Annotated in this window: 14 protein-coding genes; 8 read left to right on the forward strand and 6 right to left on the reverse strand. The window is 68.5% G+C overall.

Translation table 11 applies throughout. The features are described 5' to 3' along the window. Positions 1–3: 3 nt before the first annotated feature. From eccCb to eccD, 6 genes are all read left to right on the forward strand, one after another. A complete protein-coding gene (gene eccCb, locus JX552_RS30490) occupies positions 4–1758 on the forward strand; it encodes a type VII secretion protein EccCb (protein ID WP_205875493.1) in 1755 nt (584 codons plus the stop codon). Positions 1759–1978: 220 nt separating this feature from the next. Next, the gene (locus JX552_RS30495; RefSeq protein WP_205875494.1) at positions 1979–3076 is read left to right on the forward strand and encodes a PPE family protein; all 1098 of its coding nucleotides are present in this window, start codon (positions 1979–1981) and stop codon (positions 3074–3076) included. A gap of 91 nt (positions 3077–3167) precedes the next feature. Further along, a complete protein-coding gene (locus JX552_RS30500; RefSeq protein WP_065136810.1) occupies positions 3168–3470 on the forward strand; it encodes a WXG100 family type VII secretion target in 303 nt (100 codons plus the stop codon). Positions 3471–3510: 40 nt separating this feature from the next. Next, a complete protein-coding gene (locus tag JX552_RS30505; protein WP_069435632.1) occupies positions 3511–3798 on the forward strand; it encodes a WXG100 family type VII secretion target in 288 nt (95 codons plus the stop codon). A 116-nt stretch (positions 3799–3914) separates the two neighbouring features. Further along, entirely contained in the window at positions 3915–5954 is a 2040-nt protein-coding gene (locus JX552_RS30510; RefSeq protein WP_205875495.1) for a MinD/ParA family ATP-binding protein, read from the forward strand. Continuing rightward, positions 5951–7486 carry a type VII secretion integral membrane protein EccD gene (gene eccD / locus JX552_RS30515; protein ID WP_205875496.1) on the forward strand — a complete coding sequence of 512 codons (1536 nt, stop codon included), beginning with the start codon at positions 5951–5953 and terminating at the stop codon, positions 7484–7486. Before JX552_RS30510 ends, eccD begins: the two co-directional genes overlap by 4 nt. Here eccD and JX552_RS30520 read toward each other — a convergent pair. The 6 genes from JX552_RS30520 to mycP all read right to left on the reverse strand — a co-directional run bounded on the left by JX552_RS30520 (position 7483) and on the right by mycP (position 15567). Next, positions 7483–8292, reverse strand: coding sequence for a hypothetical protein (locus tag JX552_RS30520; RefSeq protein WP_205875497.1), 810 nt, complete (start codon positions 8290–8292; stop codon positions 7483–7485). The genes eccD and JX552_RS30520 overlap by 4 nt on opposite strands. A gap of 106 nt (positions 8293–8398) precedes the next feature. Beyond that, positions 8399–10780 carry a secretion protein EspK gene (locus tag JX552_RS30525; RefSeq protein ID WP_205875498.1) on the reverse strand — a complete coding sequence of 794 codons (2382 nt, stop codon included), beginning with the start codon at positions 10778–10780 and terminating at the stop codon, positions 8399–8401. A 227-nt stretch (positions 10781–11007) separates the two neighbouring features. Continuing rightward, positions 11008–11346, reverse strand: a complete 339-nt coding sequence (locus JX552_RS30530; RefSeq protein ID WP_431196022.1) for a YbaB/EbfC family nucleoid-associated protein — start codon at positions 11344–11346, stop codon at positions 11008–11010. Positions 11347–11351: 5 nt separating this feature from the next. Continuing rightward, entirely contained in the window at positions 11352–12737 is a 1386-nt protein-coding gene (gene espB / locus JX552_RS30535; RefSeq protein WP_205875500.1) for an EspB family ESX-1 secretion system-associated protein, read from the reverse strand. Positions 12738–12817: 80 nt separating this feature from the next. Continuing rightward, complete coding sequence (gene eccE / locus JX552_RS30540; protein WP_205875501.1) at positions 12818–14215, reverse strand: type VII secretion protein EccE; 1398 nt, start codon at positions 14213–14215, stop codon at positions 12818–12820. Further along, entirely contained in the window at positions 14212–15567 is a 1356-nt protein-coding gene (gene mycP / locus JX552_RS30545) for a type VII secretion-associated serine protease mycosin (protein WP_205875502.1), read from the reverse strand. The genes eccE and mycP overlap by 4 nt, the downstream gene beginning before the upstream one ends. Positions 15568–15972: 405 nt before the next feature. Here mycP and JX552_RS30550 point away from each other — a divergent pair, with 405 nt between their 5' ends. Continuing rightward, entirely contained in the window at positions 15973–16437 is a 465-nt protein-coding gene (locus JX552_RS30550) for a hypothetical protein (protein WP_205875503.1), read from the forward strand. 97 nt (positions 16438–16534) lie between these two features. Continuing rightward, positions 16535–17710, forward strand: coding sequence for a thiolase family protein (locus tag JX552_RS30555; protein ID WP_205875504.1), 1176 nt, complete (start codon positions 16535–16537; stop codon positions 17708–17710). Position 17711: the final 1 nt, after the last annotated feature.

A 17711-nucleotide genomic window follows, 5' to 3' on the forward strand; every position in this document is an offset into this window, starting at 1 on the left:
CAGATGACCGATACCGAGGTACGCGCCCTGCGTGAGGTGGTGCTCGACCAGCTCGGCACCGGCGAATCGCGGGCCTACAAGATGTGGCTGCCCCCGCTGGCCGACCCGACGCCGCTCAACGAGCTCGTCGCCCGCGACCGCCGGCAACCGTTGCGGTTTCCGCTCGGGATCATGGACGAGCCGCGCCGACACCTGCAGGACGTGTGGGGCGTCGACGTCTCGGGAGCGGGCGGCAATATCGCCATCGGGGGCGCGCCCCAGACTGGCAAGTCGACGCTGCTGCAGACACTCATCATGTCGGCGGCAGCCACCCACTCGCCACGCAACGTGCAGTTCTACTGCATCGACCTCGGCGGCGGCGGCCTGATCTACCTGGAGAACCTGCCGCACGTCGGGGGCATCGCCAACCGCTCCGAGCCCGACAAGGTCCAGCGGGTGGTCGCCGAGATGCAGACCGTCATGCGGCAACGGGAGCAGATGTTCAAGGAGCACCGGGTGGGCTCGATGGCGATGTACCGCCAGCTGCGGGACGACCCGAACCAACCGGTCGCGGCCGACCCCTACGGCGACGTTTTTCTCGTCATCGACGGCTGGCCGGGGTTCGTCAGCGAGTTCAGCGAACTCGAGGGCGCGGTGCAGGACCTGGCCGCGCAGGGTCTGGCCTTCGGCGTACACGTCGTCATCTCCACGCCGCGATGGACGGAGCTGAAGTCACGCATCCGCGACTACCTCGGCACCAAGATCGAGTTCCGGCTCGGCGACGTCAACGAAACCCAGATCGACCGGATCACCAGGGAGATCCCCGCGAACCGTCCGGGCCGTGCGGTCTCGATGGAGAAACACCACCTGATGATCGGCGTGCCCCGATTCGACGGCGTGCACAGCACCGAAAACCTGGTGGACGCCATCACCGCGGGGGTCAACCACATCGCGTCGCAGACCACCGAGAAAGCACCCCCGGTCCGGGTGTTGCCCGAGCGCATCCACCTCTTCGAACTCGACCCGAACCCGCCCGGCCCCGAGTCGGACTACCGCACCCGCTGGGAGGTTCCGATCGGGCTGCGAGAGACGGATCTGACGCCGGCCTACAGCCACATGCACTCCAACCCGCATCTGCTGATCTTCGGGGCGGCGAAATCCGGCAAGACCACCATCGCCCACGCCGTCGCGCGTGCGATCTGCGCCCGCAACAGTCCCGACCAGGTGCGGTTCATGCTCGCCGACTACCGCTCCGGCCTGCTGGACGCGGTGCCGCAATCGCACCTGCTGAAGGCCGGCGCCATCAACCGCAACAGCCAGAGCCTGGACGAGGCCGTGCAAGCGCTGGCGGTCAATCTCAAAAAGCGGCTGCCGCCTCCCGATCTGACGACCGCGCAACTGCGCTCGCGTTCGTGGTGGAATGGACCCGACATTGTGCTGTTAGTGGACGACTGGCACATGATCGTCGGCGCCGCCAGCGGCATGCCGCCGATGGCTCCGCTGGCTCCGCTATTACCGGCCGCGGCGGATATCGGACTGCACATCATTGTCACCTGCCAGATGAGCCAGGCGTACAAGGCCACGATGGACAAGTTCGTCGGCGCCGCTTTCGGGTCCGGCGCCCCGACGATGTTCCTCTCCGGCGAGAAACAGGAGTTCCCCTCCAGCGAGTTCAAAGTGAAGCGGCGGCCTCCTGGCCAGGCGTTTCTCGTGTCACCCGACGGAAAGGAGGTCATCCAGGCGCCCTACATCGAGCCCCCTGACGAGCTCCAAGAATAAGTGCACGGACCACCCCCCACCCGCGGTTAGGATTATTTCAGCGCCAGATCGGGAGCTGAGGAATCCAGCCCCAGGGGGACGCTAAGCCACCGGCTATTCCGGCTATAAACGGCGAAGTTTAAATCCGGACGACAAATACACCGGACATAACTGAACAAATGGGAAAGCGTTTCCCGCACCGGTGTAAACGCCGAACAGGAACCAGAGGGGAGTTGATCACATGTTTTGGCACGCCATGCCTCCGGAGCTGAATACCGCACGGCTGATGGCCGGAGCAGGTCCCGCTCCCATGCTGGCCGCCGCCATGGGCTGGCAGGCACTCTCCGCGGCACTGGACGCCCAGGCCGTCGAGTTGACCGCGCGGCTGAACTCACTTGGCGAGGCGTGGACCGGCGGGAGCAGCGACAAGGCGATCGCCAATGCCCAGCAGATGATTCCGTGGCTGCAGACCGCGTCGACGCAGGCGAAGACCCGGGGTATGCAGGCGACCGCGCAGGCCGCCTCCTATACCCAGGCGATGGCGACCACGCCGTCGTTGCCGGAGATCGCGATGAACCACGTCACCACCGCGGTGCTGACGGCCACCAACTTCTTCGGCATCAACACGATCCCGATCGCGCTGAACGAGATCGACTACTTCGTGCGCATGTGGCTGCAGGCCGCGCTCGCAATGGACGTCTACCAGGCCGAGACGCTGGCCAACACGATGTTCGACCAGATCGAGCCGATGGCGGCGATCCTCGACCCGGGGATGAGTCAGAGCATGGGGTCGACCCCGATGTTGGCGATGCCGAGCAGCCTCACCGCGAGCCAGCTGCAGGCCACGGCGGGGCAGGTCGCGGAACTGAGCGGCCCGATGCAGCAACTCGCCCAGCCGGCGCAGCAAATGACCTCGATGTTCGGCCAGATGGGCAGCAGCTCAGGTGGCCCCGGAGCCGGACTCGGCGACGACGGAGCTCAGATGGGCCTGCTCGGCGCTAGCCCGCTGTCCAACCACCCCCTGGCGGGTGGGTCAGGCGCGAGTGTCGGCGCGGGACTGCTGCGCGGCGACGCGCTGCCCGGTGCCGGTGGCACCTTGGCCCGCACGCCCTTGATGACCGGCCTGATCGACAAGCCCGTCGGCCCCGCGATGATGCCGGCGGCAGCCGCCGGCGAGTCCGCCACCAGCGGTGCTGCCCCAGTGGGTGCGGGCGCCATGGGCCAGGGCGCGCATGGCGGTGGCGGTAGCTCCCGACCGGGCCTGGCGGCCCCCGCGCCGCTCGCCCAGGACCGCGAGGAACAAGAAGACGACCTGTGGGACGACGAGGACGACTGGTGACCGGCCCACAGCCACAACAGACTTCCCGGCCAACCGGGCCGGAAGACTTGCCAACCACGGCGAGGAATGGAAAGAGAGAAAGTAGTCCAGCATGGCAGAGATGAAGACTGATGCCGCTGCCCTCGCGCAAGAGGCAGGTAACTTCGAGCGAATCTCCAGCGATCTGAAGACCCAGATCGACCAGATCGAGTCCACCGCGGGTTCACTGCAGGCTCAGTGGCGCGGTGTCGCCGGCCAGGCAGCCCAGGCCGCCGTCGTGCGCTTCCAGGAAGCCGCCAACAAGCAGAAGGCCGAGCTCGACGAGATCTCGACCAACATCCGTCAGGCCGGCGTTCAGTACCAGCGTGCCGACGAGGAGCAGCAGCAGGCGCTGTCCTCGCAAATGGGCATCTGACAGAAATCCCCCAAATACCACCAGAAAACGGAGCAACGACATGACAGAACAGCAGTGGAATTTCGCCGGCATCGAGGCCGCGGCCAGCACCATCCAGGGAAACGTGTCCAGCATTCACTCCCTGCTCGACGAGGGTAAGCAGTCGCTGACCAAGCTCGCCGCGGCGTGGGGTGGTAGCGGTTCGGAGTCCTACCAGAGCGTTCAGCAGAAGTGGGACGGCACCGCTCAGGAGCTCAACACCTCCCTGCAGAACCTGGCCCGGACGATCAGCGAGGCCAGCCAGGCCATGCAGTCGACCGAGGGCAGCGTGACCGGATTGTTCGCATAAGAAGCGTCTCTATACGCGTAGAATCTCGAAGCACGAGATCGGGCGAGTTCAACCCATCCGGGGGATCTCGCCCCTTCTCGTGCTTCCCTCATTTGGCGAACTTCTGAGAGGTTCTCATGCCGGCCGACTATGACAAGCTCTTTCGGCCCGCCGAGGATTCCGACCTTCCCGACGACGATGCCGGACAAAGCTTCTTCGACCCGAATGCGTCGTTCGCCGGCCCACCTGCCGTCAACGGCGACGCCGGGGCTGCCCCCGATTGGTCGCAGCCGCCGCCACCTCCCCCCGTTGCGCTAGAGCCGCCTCCTCCCCCACCACCCGTGCTACCGCCGATGCCCATCGGCGGCCCAACTCCTGCGCCGCCCGAGCCGCCGCCGTTGCCACCGCGGGTCGACGTCGAGCCGCCGCCGGCCGCGGCTCCGGCGAGCGGGCCCACCGCGGCGGGGCCCAAGTCTCCCCTGCCGCCGATGCCCATCGGCGGTCCGCCGCCGCCGCCCCCGCCTGCACTCCCGGAGTTCACCCCGGAGCCACCGTCCGTCGCGCCGCCGGCTGCGACCGAGCCTGAACCGGTTATCCCTGAACCGACGCCCAAGCCGGCCCGGCCCCCGATGCCGATCGGCGGACCACCACCCGCGCCACCGGCGCCACCGGCACCGCCCGCACCGCCCGCACCGCCCGCGCCGCGCGAACCCGCACCACCGCCCCCGCGTGAACCCGCACCACCGCCCCCGCCCACCGCGTCCGCGCCGAGGCCGCGAGACCGCTCCTCCACCCCGATGCCGGTCAACGCACCAACTCGTAACGCGCCACCCGGGCGGCCCGAGACAGTTCGCCGAGTACCCCCGCCAGGACCGCCTCCACAACCCCCGCCGCCCCCGCCGGCGGCCGAAGCGCCACCGGCCACCGGGCGCCGCCGTCACCGTTATCTTCCTGACCCGGAGTCCGGAGAAGCCGATCCGCAGGCCGGCACCTACTTCCGAGTCCCGATGCCGGCCGCGCCCAAACCGAAACCGGGACATCCGCCGACGGCGCAGCCACCCCGGCAGGGCGGCCGGCGCCGGGCTCCCTCTGGTCCGATCCCGGTGCGGCCGCGGCCGGCACCCGGGTTCGTCGAACCCAGACCGGTACCAGCACCCGCGCAACCCACACCAGCGGCACCGATGCCCGCGGGAGCGCCGCCGGCCCCGGCTCGACCTACTGCTCCGGCGCCGGTACAACCGCCGATGGCGCCCGTCGCGGTGCCCGAGCCGAGACAGCCCCCGCCCAGGCCAACCAAACATGTGCCGCAGCGGGGTTGGCGACGCGCGCTCTACAAATTCACCCGGATCAACGCCGGACTCTCCCGCGAGGAGAAGTACGAACTGGAGTTGCGGGCGCGGGTCAGCCGCCAGCCCCGTGGCTCGTATCAGATCGGAATGCTCGGCCTCAAGGGCGGCGTCGGCAAGACGACCACGACGGTCACCCTGGGCACGATGCTGGCCCAAGTACGCGGCGACCGGATCCTGGTCCTTGACGCCGACCCCGGCTGCGGCAACCTGGCCGAGCGCGCGGGTCGCACCTCGTCGTCGTCCATCGTGGACCTGGTGGCCGACGAGAATCTGTCGCATTACAACGATGTCCGGGCACATACCAGCGTCAATGCCCACAACCTCGAGATCCTGCCGACCGCGGAGTACACCACCGCCCAGCGCGGACTCAGCGGCGAGGACCTGCGTTTCGCGGTCGACACCGTCTCGAAGTTCTACAACCTGGTGCTGGCAGACTGCGGGCCCGGCCTGTTCGACCCGGTAACGCGGGGCGTACTGGAGACGGCGTCGGCGATCGTGATCGTGACGAATGTGTCCCTGGACAGTGCGCGGCAAGCCGAGAGCGCCCTCGAATGGTTGCGTAACAACGGCTACCAGGATCTACTCAGCCGTGTCGTCGTCGTCGTCAATCACGTCGCGGTTGGCGAAACCAACGTCGCGGAGAAGAAGTTGGTGAGACAGTTCCAACAGCTGGTCAAACCGAACCGGGTAGTGCTGCTGCCCTGGGACAAGCACATCGCGGAAGGTACTGAGATTCACCTCGACCGGCTCAGCCCCGTCTACAAACGGCGGGTGCTCGAGCTGGCCGCGGCTCTGTCCGACGATTTTGAAAGGGCTGGACGTCGTTGAGCGCACCTGCTGTAGCTGCCGGCTCGACCGCCGCGGGGGCTGCCCCCGCCCGGCCCGCGACCACACGCGTCACCATCCTCACCGGTAGACGGATGACCGATCTGGTGCTGCCGGCCACGACGCCGATGGGCATCTACATCGACGAAACCGTCTCGGTGCTGGCCGATCTGCTGGAAGACACCCCGGCCGATGTACTGGCCGGGTTCGACTTCGACGCGCAGGGAGTCTGGACTTTCGCCCGGCCCGGTTCCCCGCCACTGAAGCTCGACCAGTCACTCGACGAGGCCGGAGTGGTCGACGGATCGTTACTGACGCTGGTCTCAGCCAGCCGGACCGAGCGATACCGCCCGCTGGTCGAAGACGTCATCGACGCGATCGCGGTACTCGACGAATCACCCGAATTCGACCGGACGGCTGTCGATCGCTTCATCGCCGTCGCGATCCCGATCTTGACCCTGCCCATCACCGCCGTCGCGATGCGGGCCTGGTGGGTCACCGGGCGCCACTGGTATTGGCCGGTGGCGATGGCGGTGGTCGCGGTCCTGATTCTGGTGGCCTCCTTCGTGGCAAAGCGGTTCTACCAGCGTGCCGACCTCTCCGAATGCCTGCTGATCGCGGCATACCCTCTGCTGGCCACCGCTGCCGCCATCGCCGTCCCGTTGCCGCGGGGCGCCGGCACGCTCGGGGCGCCGCAGCTGGCCGCGGCCGCCACCGCGGTGTTGTTCCTGACTTTGGCGGTGCGCGGCGGTCCGCGCCATCGTCACGAGGTGGGCTCGTTCGTCGTCATCGCGACGATCGCGGTGATCGCCGCCTCGGTGGCTACCGGCTACGGCTACCAGCGGTGGGTGCCGGCGGGGGCCATCGCGTTGGGGCTGTTCGTAATCACCACCGCGGCCAAGCTGACCGTCGCTGTCGCCCGCATAGCGTTGCCGCCGATCCCGGTGCCGGGCGAGACCGTCGACAACGAGGAACTGCTCGACCCGGTGACCGCCGACGAGTCCACCAACGACGAGACGCCCACCTGGCAGGCCATCATTGCGTCGGTGCCGGCATCCGCGACGCGTCTGACCGAGCGGAGCAAGCTCGCTAAGCAACTGCTGATCGGCTACGTGACCGCGGGTGCGGTGATTCTGGCCTGCGGCGCGATCGCGGTAGTGGTCCACGGACACTTCTTCCCGCACAGCCTGGTGGTGGCCGGTCTGCTCACTGTGCTGTCCGGATTCCGATCGCGGCTCTACGTCGACCGTTGGTGCGCCTGGGCGTTGCTGGCGGCGACCGTCGCGATTCCGACCGGCCTGACCGTCCGGCTCAGCCTCTGGTACCCGCAGTGGGCATGGCTGATTTTGGCCGGCTACCTGGCGCTGTTCGTGATCGCGTTGCTGATCACCAGCGCCATGGCCCCGGTTCGCCGGCTGTCTCCGGTGATGAAGCGCATCTCCGAGCTGATCGACGGTGCGGTGGTCGCCTCGATCATCCCGCTGCTGCTGTGGATCACCGGCGTCTACGACATGGTGCGCAACCTGCGCTTCTAGATCGGGGCTGCGACCGAACCCGCCGCCGGCGTGCCGCCCCCAGCGGCCTGCACCGGCGCGCTGACCAACGTGGCGCTGCCCGCTGCGGCGCCGTCCGCTGCCGGAGCGTCGCCCTCACCCTTGCCGTCGTCGTCTTTCGTCTCTTCGTCTGCGGGCTTGGTGTCACTCGCGAGCTGAGCGGAGCTGCCGCCGCTCTGGCCCGCCTGCGATGCGGCCTGCTGGATGCTCTGGCCTACCTGCTGGCCCATAGGCGCCATCTGCTGTGCCAGCGGCGCGAGTTGCACCAGCTGCGGGATGGTCGCGGCGATCTGCGGGGACAGCGCTGCGGCCTGAGCACTGGCCGCCGCGCCGACTTGCGACACCGCCCCCCCGGAGGCGGCGGCACCGACCAATTGCTGCGCCGCGCCGGCCGGGCCGCCGAGCATTGCGGCGGCCGCACCCGCGCCGGCACCGAGCGCTCCACTGGACTGGCCGGTCATGGCTGTCGCCACGTTGGCGCTCAGCGACTGCCCCTCCTCGCCGAACCCGTACTGAGCAAGCGCCTGTCCCAGTGATTGATCGGCCCGGGTGTAGATGTCGGCAGCAGCGCTCATGCTGCTCGCGGTGCGCTTCAGGGAGGCGGTGACTCCGGGCAGGCCCTCGCTGACGAGTGACTCGATGCCGGGCATGGTCTGGTTGATCGCCGCCGACATCGCGTCCGAGCCCGTCACGGTCATCGGCGCCGGCGGAGCCGGGAAAACCAGTTCACCGAGTTTGCTCGCTGCGGCGATCAAGCGGCCGGGATCAACGGCAAGCGGTTCCGCCATCACAGCGTCCCTTCTCTACGTTTCCCATCGGGAAAATTTTACCCGCTCTGCCGGAGCGCTCAGTGCGGCAATTTGTCGAGGTTTGCCAGCCGTGCGCCGCGGGCGCTCAGGACATGTCGGTCAATGCGCTGTCGAGCAGTCCGGCCACGTAGCGCCAGTACAGGAAGTCGACGACCGCCGGACGTTGCGCCTCCGGGTCCGCCGCGGCGTAGGCCTGGTGCAGCGCCAGATCCCGGCTGTGCGCGGCGTAGGCATGGAAGGCTCGCAGGTGTGCGACTTCACGCCCGGTTGCCGTGCTGGTCATCGGCTTCATCAGGTCGAACCAGAGCATGTGCCGCTCGTCGTCGGGTGCTTTGGCATCCGCCGGCGCGGGCGGCAGCAGGTCCACCAGATGTAGATCATCGGTCTCCTGCAGCTGAGCCGCGGCCGAGGGGTCCACGACTTCCAACCGCGGCCGGCCGACCATCTTGCCGCTCTCCGGGATGTCGTCGTCTTCGAGGATGACCTTGGCCGCACCCACGTCGGTGTTCGCCAACTGTTCGGCGGTGCCGATCACGGCGCGCAGCTTGAGGTCGTGGAACGCGGCCCAGCACTGAATCGCCATCGCCGGATAGGTTGCGCTGCGGGCCTTTTCGTCGACGGGCACATTGCGGTCGGCACTGGCCAAGTGCACCTTGGCAGGCAGCTCGACACCTTCCGGGATGTAGGCCAGACCGTAGCTGTTGGCCACCACGATCTCCCCGTCGGTCGTGACAGCGGTGACCCAGAAGAAGCCGTAGTCATCGTCACCGCCGCTGTCTCGGGCGTTGAGCGCCGCCGCGACCCGGCGCGCCAACCGCAGCGGGTCCTTTTTGGCGCCGCGAGCCGAAGCTGCGGCCACCGCGTCGCGCGCGGCCCGGGCCGCCGAAACCGGAACCGACGGCAACGCCGTGACGTCGTCGGCCGGCGGGTTCTTGTCTTTCTGCGTGTCGTCCTTGCGCTCGGGCGGAGCCGGGCGGGCCGGTGCGGCGGAGTGGGCCGACGCCGCGCGAGGTGTCGCGGTCCCCGGTGCTCGGCCGGCCGCACCCAACGGCGCCCGCCCGCTCGCGGCACGCGATCCGACGCCTGATGCTGCTCCCGCGCCCGCGGTGGGCGCCGCACCCGAGGATGCGGCTCCCATTCCCAGCCCGGTCGAGGAGGAACGCGCCGCCGCCGGAATGCCGGTCGCCGCCGCCGGTGCCATGGCCGGGGAGGCATCGTCACCGCGATGCGACGGGCCAGAGCCGGCCGCCTGTCCGGGATGCGCCGGCGCGTCCACGGCGGCGGCGGGCTTGACGTGCGGGGTGTCGGTACCCGGGGTGGACGGCGTCGACGGCGTGCCCGGATCGGTGGGCAACGACGGCTGGCCTGGGGACGGCGGACCGACCGGTGCGGGAGCCGGCGCGGGTGCGGGTGCGGGTGCGGGTGCGGGTGCCGGGGTCACTTCCGTGGCCGGGCTACCCGGGGACGGCGCGGGCGCCGGTGCCGGCCTCGGAGTAGGCGTGGTCGGGTTGGCGGGCTTGTCGTCGGGCTTCGGATTGACCGGAGTGACCGGATTAGCCGGAATCGACGGATTGACCGGGGTCACGGGCGTCGACGGGTTGAGCGGCGGGATGGGCGTGATAGGCGTCGACGGGTTCGCCGGGTTCACCGGCAGCGCCGGGTTCAGCGGGTCGTACGGGTTGGCCGGCACCGGCTCGAACGGCCTGGGCGTTATCGGGTTCACCGGTGTTCGGGGGTTCAGCGGGTCGTACGGGTTGGCCGGCACCGGCTCGAACGGCCTGGGCGTTATCGGGTTCACCGGTGTTCGGGGGTTCAGCGGGTCGTACGGGTTGGCCGGCACCGGCTCGAACGGCGTGGGGGCCGGGCCGACCGGAGTCGGCGTGCCCGGCGTGGGCACCACCAGGGTCGGCACTTCCGGCGTCGGCGGGGTCACCTGGCGCAGCAATTCCTCGAGCGCATTGTGCGGCGGCTTCCAATTCCTGGACTCCAGCACCTGCTCGGCGGCTTCGGCGATCAAAGTGGCATTCGCCTGGCGGGCCGCCCGGACGAGTGCATTGATTGCGTTCTGCCGCTCCTCGGGCTCGAGCTCGGTGTCATTCTCCAGGATGGAGATTTCCCGGTGGGTGCCGTCGACATTGTTGCCGATTTCCGATTTCGCTGCTGCGATCAAATTGCCGACGTGCTGGTGCCAGGTGATAACGGTGGCGAGGTAATCCTGCAGCGTGCCCATTTCGTTGAGATTCGTGCCGAGGGCGCCGTTGGCGGCCCCGGCGGCGCCGCCGGTCCAGACGCCGCCGTGGAACACCTCGACCTGCTGGTGGCGGGCGGCGTCGATGACGTCGGTGACCTTGTGCAGCATCGCGTTGAAGGATTGGGCGCGGTCGTAGAAGGTGTCCTCGTCGGCCTCGGGCCAGCCGCCCTCCAGCATCTGACTGGCATATTCGCCTGTCGGTCGGGGAATGCCCATTGCCTACTCTCCTTGCAACGGCGGCCGCACGTCGCCGCGACTGCCGATTAGGTATCTGATTACCAAGCCTAACTGAGGCTAAAGTGTGCTGGCTGCGGCAATTTCGGGCTTCGATGGCCGGTTAATCGGCAGTACACATTCGCCAATTGATCCGGCGCCGACTTGGCGCGAAGGTACGCACAATGCCACGGCGTGTCGCTGTACAAACGCGGACACTCACGCGCATTTCAGCCGTGGTTATTCCCCGCGGCCTTGGTCATGGCCTCAAGCGCCGCGGTGAGCTGTTCGCCGGCGGCCGAGTTGTACTGCATCGCCGCCTGCTGCGCGTTCTGCAGGGCCTCGTTGATCCGCGCCCCGACGACCTCGGCGCCCAGCTCCTTGATCAGGCCCTCGTTGATGCGCACACCGGTGAGCCACTGGTGCCCGTTGATGGTCACCTCGACCGTCTCGGCTTCGTCTTCGCCCCGGAAGTTGCCGTTGTTCATCCGGTTCAGCGTGCCCTCCAGGGCCTGCTGAAACCGCGCTGCCAGCGCCAGGGCCGCCGCGACATGCGGTTCCATCTCCATGTCGGTCACTTCGACTCCTTCATGTCTTGCCGGCGGCGTTGACCGATAACAGCTTCGGTCCACGCCCTGTCTTCGGTGTAGAGCGCTTCGTCATCCTGTTGTGCGCCTTTGGATTTGGACCCTCCCCCGCCCTGGCCGTGCCCACCCATCGGCATGCCCATGCCGCCGCCGGAGGCCGCGCCACGACCCGCGGCACCGCTCTGACCGACGCCGCCGAGCTCGCCTGCGCCCGCGGGCCGCACCGATTCGCCGGCATCCAGGCCACCAGTCGCCGGCGCCAGCGGCATCGACGGCATCCCACCGCCACCGCCGCCGCCGAGCGACATCGGTTTCATCCCAGGCTCTTTGCCCAAGCTGGCAGCGGCTTCCCGAGCGGAGGCCAGGTCCGCGCCCACGCCTGACGGCATGCCGCCACCGGCACCACCTCCGGTGGGCGGAATCATCGGCGCCTGCATACCGGATCCGGCGCCGCCGCCGGCCATGGCGGCGGCCTGCATCACCTGGTTGGGAATCAGGCCCGGTGTCTGCGGCGGCGGTGGCGGGTCGATCTTGACGGCGGCCGGTGGCTTGGGCGGGTTCACCGCTTCCAGTTGCGCCTTGGTGTTGTACTCGTTGAGCACCTCTTCGGACTTGGTCTGGTACTCCGCGTACAGCTTGATGGCCTGGTCCTTGTAGGCCGGATCCTTGGACAGCTCTTCAAGTTTCGCGATGTCGGCCAACGTCGGATGCGACCGCCTGGCCCACACCTGTAGCTGGGCGATGTACTGTCCCTGCTTGGCCAGCGAGGTCGCCAATTTGGCCATGTGGGTGATCCACTCCCGCTGCTGATCCAGCGATGCCTCGCACGCCGTGGCGGCGTCACCCGTCCAGTTCTCGAAGACGCGGAATCGCTTGGTGTCGCCCTGCAGGGCGAAGCTGAGTTGGTTCCATGCGTCGGCAAAGCCGGCCAGCGACGCACCCTGGTCACCGGACTCGAGTTTCGTAGCGGCGGCCTTGAGGTCGGTGAAACCGTCGTCACCGGCGCCGGCTACCTGCGCGGTGTCCTGCAGGCTGGCCGAGCTGTCGCCGCCCGCGCCGCCCGCGGACTCTCCGGCCACCTCTCCGCCGTCGCTGTCCAGAGCCTGCGCACTTTCTTCATCGACGTCCCCGTAAGCCTTGGCCGCGTTGCGCAAGGACGTCGCCAGACGCTGCCGCTCCCGGTGCCCTGCACCAAGAAAGTCCACCATATTGCCGGCCGACAACGAGAGTTGTTGGGCCGCGTTCTTGGCAGCGGTGAGACCGCACGGTGCCGTCGGTGCGTTGTTGGGCGGGGTGGCCATCGGCGCTTCGACCTCGTTTGCCCGCGACAGAATCTCCTGCTGATCCACGTTGACGGTCTGCGGCTGAGTCATATCGGATCGTCCTCCTTAATGCTCTAACCATTATCGTCGCTAAAATTCGAGGTTCTTGCACCAATAATCGTCAACGATCGCTACGTCGGTAAGGCCAGTTGGTAGCGGCTTTCCTCGGGCGGGGAAACACGGCGGATCGGCAACTGACGGTGACGCGGCGTGCTGACCATGTTGTGGCGCAGGACGACTTTGTCCACCCCGGGGTGCGGGCCGAGATAGGTGGTCGCGTTCGGCCAAACCACTTTGGCCACCGGACCCACCTGCGCGCCGATCAGCCGCGCGAACTCCTCGAAGTGCGGCCCGACGGTCACGTGCGCCCCCGCCGCCGCAGCGCGCACCACGAACTGGGTGAACGTCTGGGCGTCACCCAGGTTGAGGCTGGCGTCGATGTCGTCAAAGGGCAGGTACACGTGGCACCGGTTCACCGTTTCGCCGACCAGCACGCCGGCCGACCCGATCGGAAGCTGACAGTGCCGGTCGGCGACGAGGTTCTGGCCGGTCAGGGCCGGGCGCTGGCCGCCGTACAGCCGGGTGAAGCCGCGTGGTGTCTTGGGTTTGCCCGTCGTGGTGAGCAGCACCGTCGCCCGCGGCGGCATGCCGGGCCTGATGCGCACCCGGGTAACCGTGCGGTCGGCCCGCGCCGACCACCACAGGTCCGGGCCGCCCGGGGCGGTGTAAGCCGCGGTGTAGGAGTCGCGTCCCTTGATCATCGACCACTTCTCCCGCACGAAGCCCTCGAAGCCGATGTCGATGGCGTGGTCATAGTCATCGAAGCTGCGCCCGCACACCGCGTCCACGCCGTGGCTGGCCAGGTTGTCGGCGATGCGGGTCGCCGAGGCCACCAAGTAGCGCGCCAGGCCGGCGACGCCCTCGTCCCGGCGCTGAGCAGACTTGCGAGTGAGTTCCGGGTGGGCACGCAGCATGATCCAGCTCCGGCGATGCGCCGGGGCCGGATCGGCGCCGATCACCTGCTGATACAGATTCACCACGTCCGGGCTGGCGGCTCTGCCGACCCGGAAGCCGGCCGAGACGATATCGGCCTCGAGATCCGGGCAGTGCACTTCCAGCAGGTGTTCCAGCAGTCGGGTGTCCAGCACGTCATCGGTGTGGGCCTTCCCGTCGACGATCACCGTCGGGGTGAACGGTCGCGGCTTGAGCTCGATGACGGCGATCAGGTGGCTGCGTCGCCACCGGACCGCGACGTGATCGCCCGGTTTCACGGTGGCCCCGACCTCGGGCTCGGACGGAATGTCCGGTGGTTTGCGGCGACGGCGCAGCCACGCGAAAACCGTTGCCACCCAACCGGTCATGCGGCGTCCGAAGAACGTGACGAACGCGATGACGGCACCCAACGAGGCCAGCGCAATGCCGGTCCACCAATATCTCGTCGGCAGGAACCACAAGATGGCCGCCGGTGCCAGCACCGCCAACACCAGTGTGTGCCCGGTGGTGAACTTGAGGCGGACCGGGCTCGTCATCGCCGGCGCCTCAACGCCCGCGCGGCCAGTGAGCCGAGCGCCAGAGCCACTAGCAGACCACCGATCGCCAGGGTGACCACGGTGATCGGCAGCCGGTCCGGGGCGGGCGCCAACACCGGCGGGGGCATCCGGCGAACGTTGTAGGGCATGGTGCCGCGGCCAGGCACGATGTCCCAGGTCAACGCCGCGAGCGCGTTGACGACGCCGTTACCGACCAGGTCGTCCACCCCCCCACCCGGGTGTCGCGCGGTAGCCTCGATCCGCTGCATCACCTGGGGTGCGGTCAATTCCGGAAACCGTTGCCGCACCAGCGCCGCCACCCCCGAGACGAAGGCCGCGGCGAACGACGTGCCGGCGATCGGCACTGGGCCTTCCTTGCCCTGCAGCGCGTTGACCGGGTCGCCACGGTCGCCGAGTGATTCGATGTTCTCCGCGGGAGCCGCCACGTCGACCCACGGTCCATGCATCGAGAAGGTACTGGGGACGCCCGTTTGACCGATCCCACCGACAGCGATCACCGATCCGGCGTACCACGCCGGGGTGACGACGGTCTGCACCTTGTTCCACCCGCGCGGGTCGCCGGGATTGGCCGCATCAGGAAGCGGGTTCTGCGCGCAGTCGCCGCCGGTGTTGCCGGCCGCGACGACGACCACCGCGTTTTTGACGTTCACCGCGTAGTCGATCGCGGCACCCAGGCTGGCCTCGTCGATCGGCTTGGTCACCTTGTAGCAGGCGGCTTCGCTGATGTTGATCACGTTGGCGCCCAGGTTGGCGGCGTGCACCACCGCCCGGGCCAGGCTGCGGATCGAACCGGCGGCCGGGGTGGCGTTGGGATCGTTCGGATTCGATTGCGTGCCAACGGGTTCGAAGGCCTCTGAGGTCTGGCGAATGGAGAGCAGCCGAACGTCCGGCGCGACGCCGATGAACCCGTCGGTGGGGGCGGGTCGGCCGCCAATGATGGCCGCGGTGAGGGTGCCGTGGGCGTCACAGTCGGACAGTCCGTTGCCGGCCTGGTCGACGAAGTCGCCGCCGGGCTCGGCCGGCACGCGGGGCGAGGCGTTGACGCCGGTGTCGATCACGGCGACGGTGACCCCCGCACCGGTGGCGAACTTGTGGGCTTCGGCGACACCGATGTAGGAGTTGCTCCACGGCGGATCGTGGAAGGTGGAATCCGGCAGGACCGTGGGGCCCGAGCATTGGACGCGCTGTTCGGTGGGCTGATCGGGTCCGGTCACGTCCGGCGGCAGCGCTCCCGGGTCGATCGGGGGCGGAGTGATTGCCAGGGCAGGAGGCGCGGTGAATGGTGCCGTAGCGACGGCCAACGCCACCGTCATCAGCAAGATCCGGTGCACCCCCGAATCACTCCGTTCATTGAGTTCGTGCGGCGTGTCAAACCCTGGCAGCAGTTTAGACGTAACGGGTGCGTAAACGGCACTAATCGAGCTGTCGGGTCGGGGCGCGCTGGGCGAAAGGCGGCGGGGGTGGCCTGCGGCCTGGCCCGCGTGGGTGCCCCCGGCCCGTCGCCGGCACCGGGCCGGGTACGGACGAAGCGCCGCCTTGCGGTTAAAGTTATTGTCCAACATAGCCTTTCGCGGCAGCGCCGCGTCCTACTCAGCGCACGGATGGATCCAAGCGGCGCCCCTGCCGGGTGTGACGAGGGCAGTGCGGGCCAGCAAAGCCGACACTCCGACACATCGGGCGCAGTATCGATGACCAGCCGACGATATCGGCGGGATCAACGGTGCAGGAGGGTCCCGATGAAAATCACGCACGTGCTGGCGATGGTCATCGGCTTGGCCGCAATCCTGGGCGGCGCGTACTACATCACCGTGGCCCCGGTGACGTGCCACCAAAAGGTGGTCCACCCCGGCGAGAACTGCAGGGACTACCGGAACGGCACCCGGTCGTACGAACGCGTACGAAGCGTCCAACACAGCATGGGTTGGATCCTCATCGCAATCGGCTCGGGCGTGACGATCGGGGCGATCGTCCGCGCGATCAAGGGCACCCCACACCGTCCCGCGGCACCGCGGAACTACCTGCCGCCAGCCCGCCCCGGGCCATGCCCGCCGCCCGGCGGGTCTTACCCGCCGCAGGGCACTCCGCAGCAGTACCCGCCACTCCCTCGCGGCCAGCCCTACTATCCGCCGCCGCAGTACCCACCGCCGGGCTACCCGCCGCCCGGGCCACCCCCGGCCGCCCCGGTAATACGGGCCGGCTGACTTCGGCGCGACTGCGTTACATCACAGATTACTATTGTAAATACCGTACTTGCTACGATAGGGCCTGATCCCCCGGCAGGAAGTGCGAGGTTAGACCATGGCCACACCCGTAATCGTCGGCGCCGTCCGGACGGCCATCGGCCGGTCCTTCAAGGGCACGCTCGTCAACACCCCGCCAGAGACGCTGATCACCGCGGTGCTGCCCGAGGTGGTGCGCCGCTCCGGCGTCGACCCCGCCGACATCGACGACCTTATCTTCGCCGAATCCCACTACGGCGGCGGTGATCTCGCCCGCTACGCGGCCAGCGCCACCGGCCTCGAGCACGTGCCCGGCCAGTCGGTGAACCGGCACTGCGCCGGCAGCCTGACCGCGATCGGCAACGCCGCGGCGCAGATCGGCTCCGGAATGGAGCGGGTGCTGATCGCCGGGGGCGTGCAGTCGCTGTCCATGACGCCGCTGACCAACTGGCGCATCCCCGGCCCCGAGCTGAAATTCGAGGAGCGCTGGATGCCACCCACCCACGTCGAGACGCCGGACGCCCCCGCCAAGGACATGTCGATCACCGTCGGGTGGAACACCGCGCAGTCGGTCGGCATCAGCCGCGAGGAGATGGACGCCTGGGCGGCCCGCTCGCACCAACGTGCCGTAGCCGCGCAGGACGCCGGCAAGTTCGCCGACGAGATCCTGCCGCTGAAGATCACCCAGTTCGACGGCTCGGTAACCGAGTTCGCCGTCGACGAGCACCCTCGCCGCGATACCACGGTGGAGAAGCTGGCCGCCCTGAAGGTGCTGCACCCGGAGATCGAGGGCTTCTCGATCACCGCCGGCAACAGCAGCGGGACCAATGACGCCGCCGCGGCGGTGGCGTTGGTGGACGCCGACTATGCCGCCGCGCAGGGCTTGACCGTGATGGGCACCGTGCGCGCCTGGGCTGCCGCCGGTGTGGCGCCCCGGGACTGTGGGTTGGGCGCGGTCAAGGTGATCGGCACGGTGCTGCAGCGAGCCGGGCTCTCAGTCGACGACGTGGCGTTGTGGGAGATCAACGAAGCGTTCGCCTCGGTCCCGATCGCCGCCTGCCGGGAGTACGGCATCGACGAGAAGAAGGTGAACTTCTCCGGCAGCGGCTGCAGTCTCGGTCACCCGATCGCGGCGTCCGGCGCGCGGATGGTGACCACGCTGACCTATGAACTGATGCGCCGCGGCGGCGGGATCGGCGTAGCCGCGATGTGCGCGGGCGGCGGTCAGGGCGGGGCGGTCGTCGTCGAGGTGTAGC

It is taken from the genome of Mycobacterium gordonae, from assembly GCF_017086405.1.
Classification (GTDB): Bacteria; Actinomycetota; Actinomycetes; order Mycobacteriales; family Mycobacteriaceae; genus Mycobacterium; species Mycobacterium gordonae_D.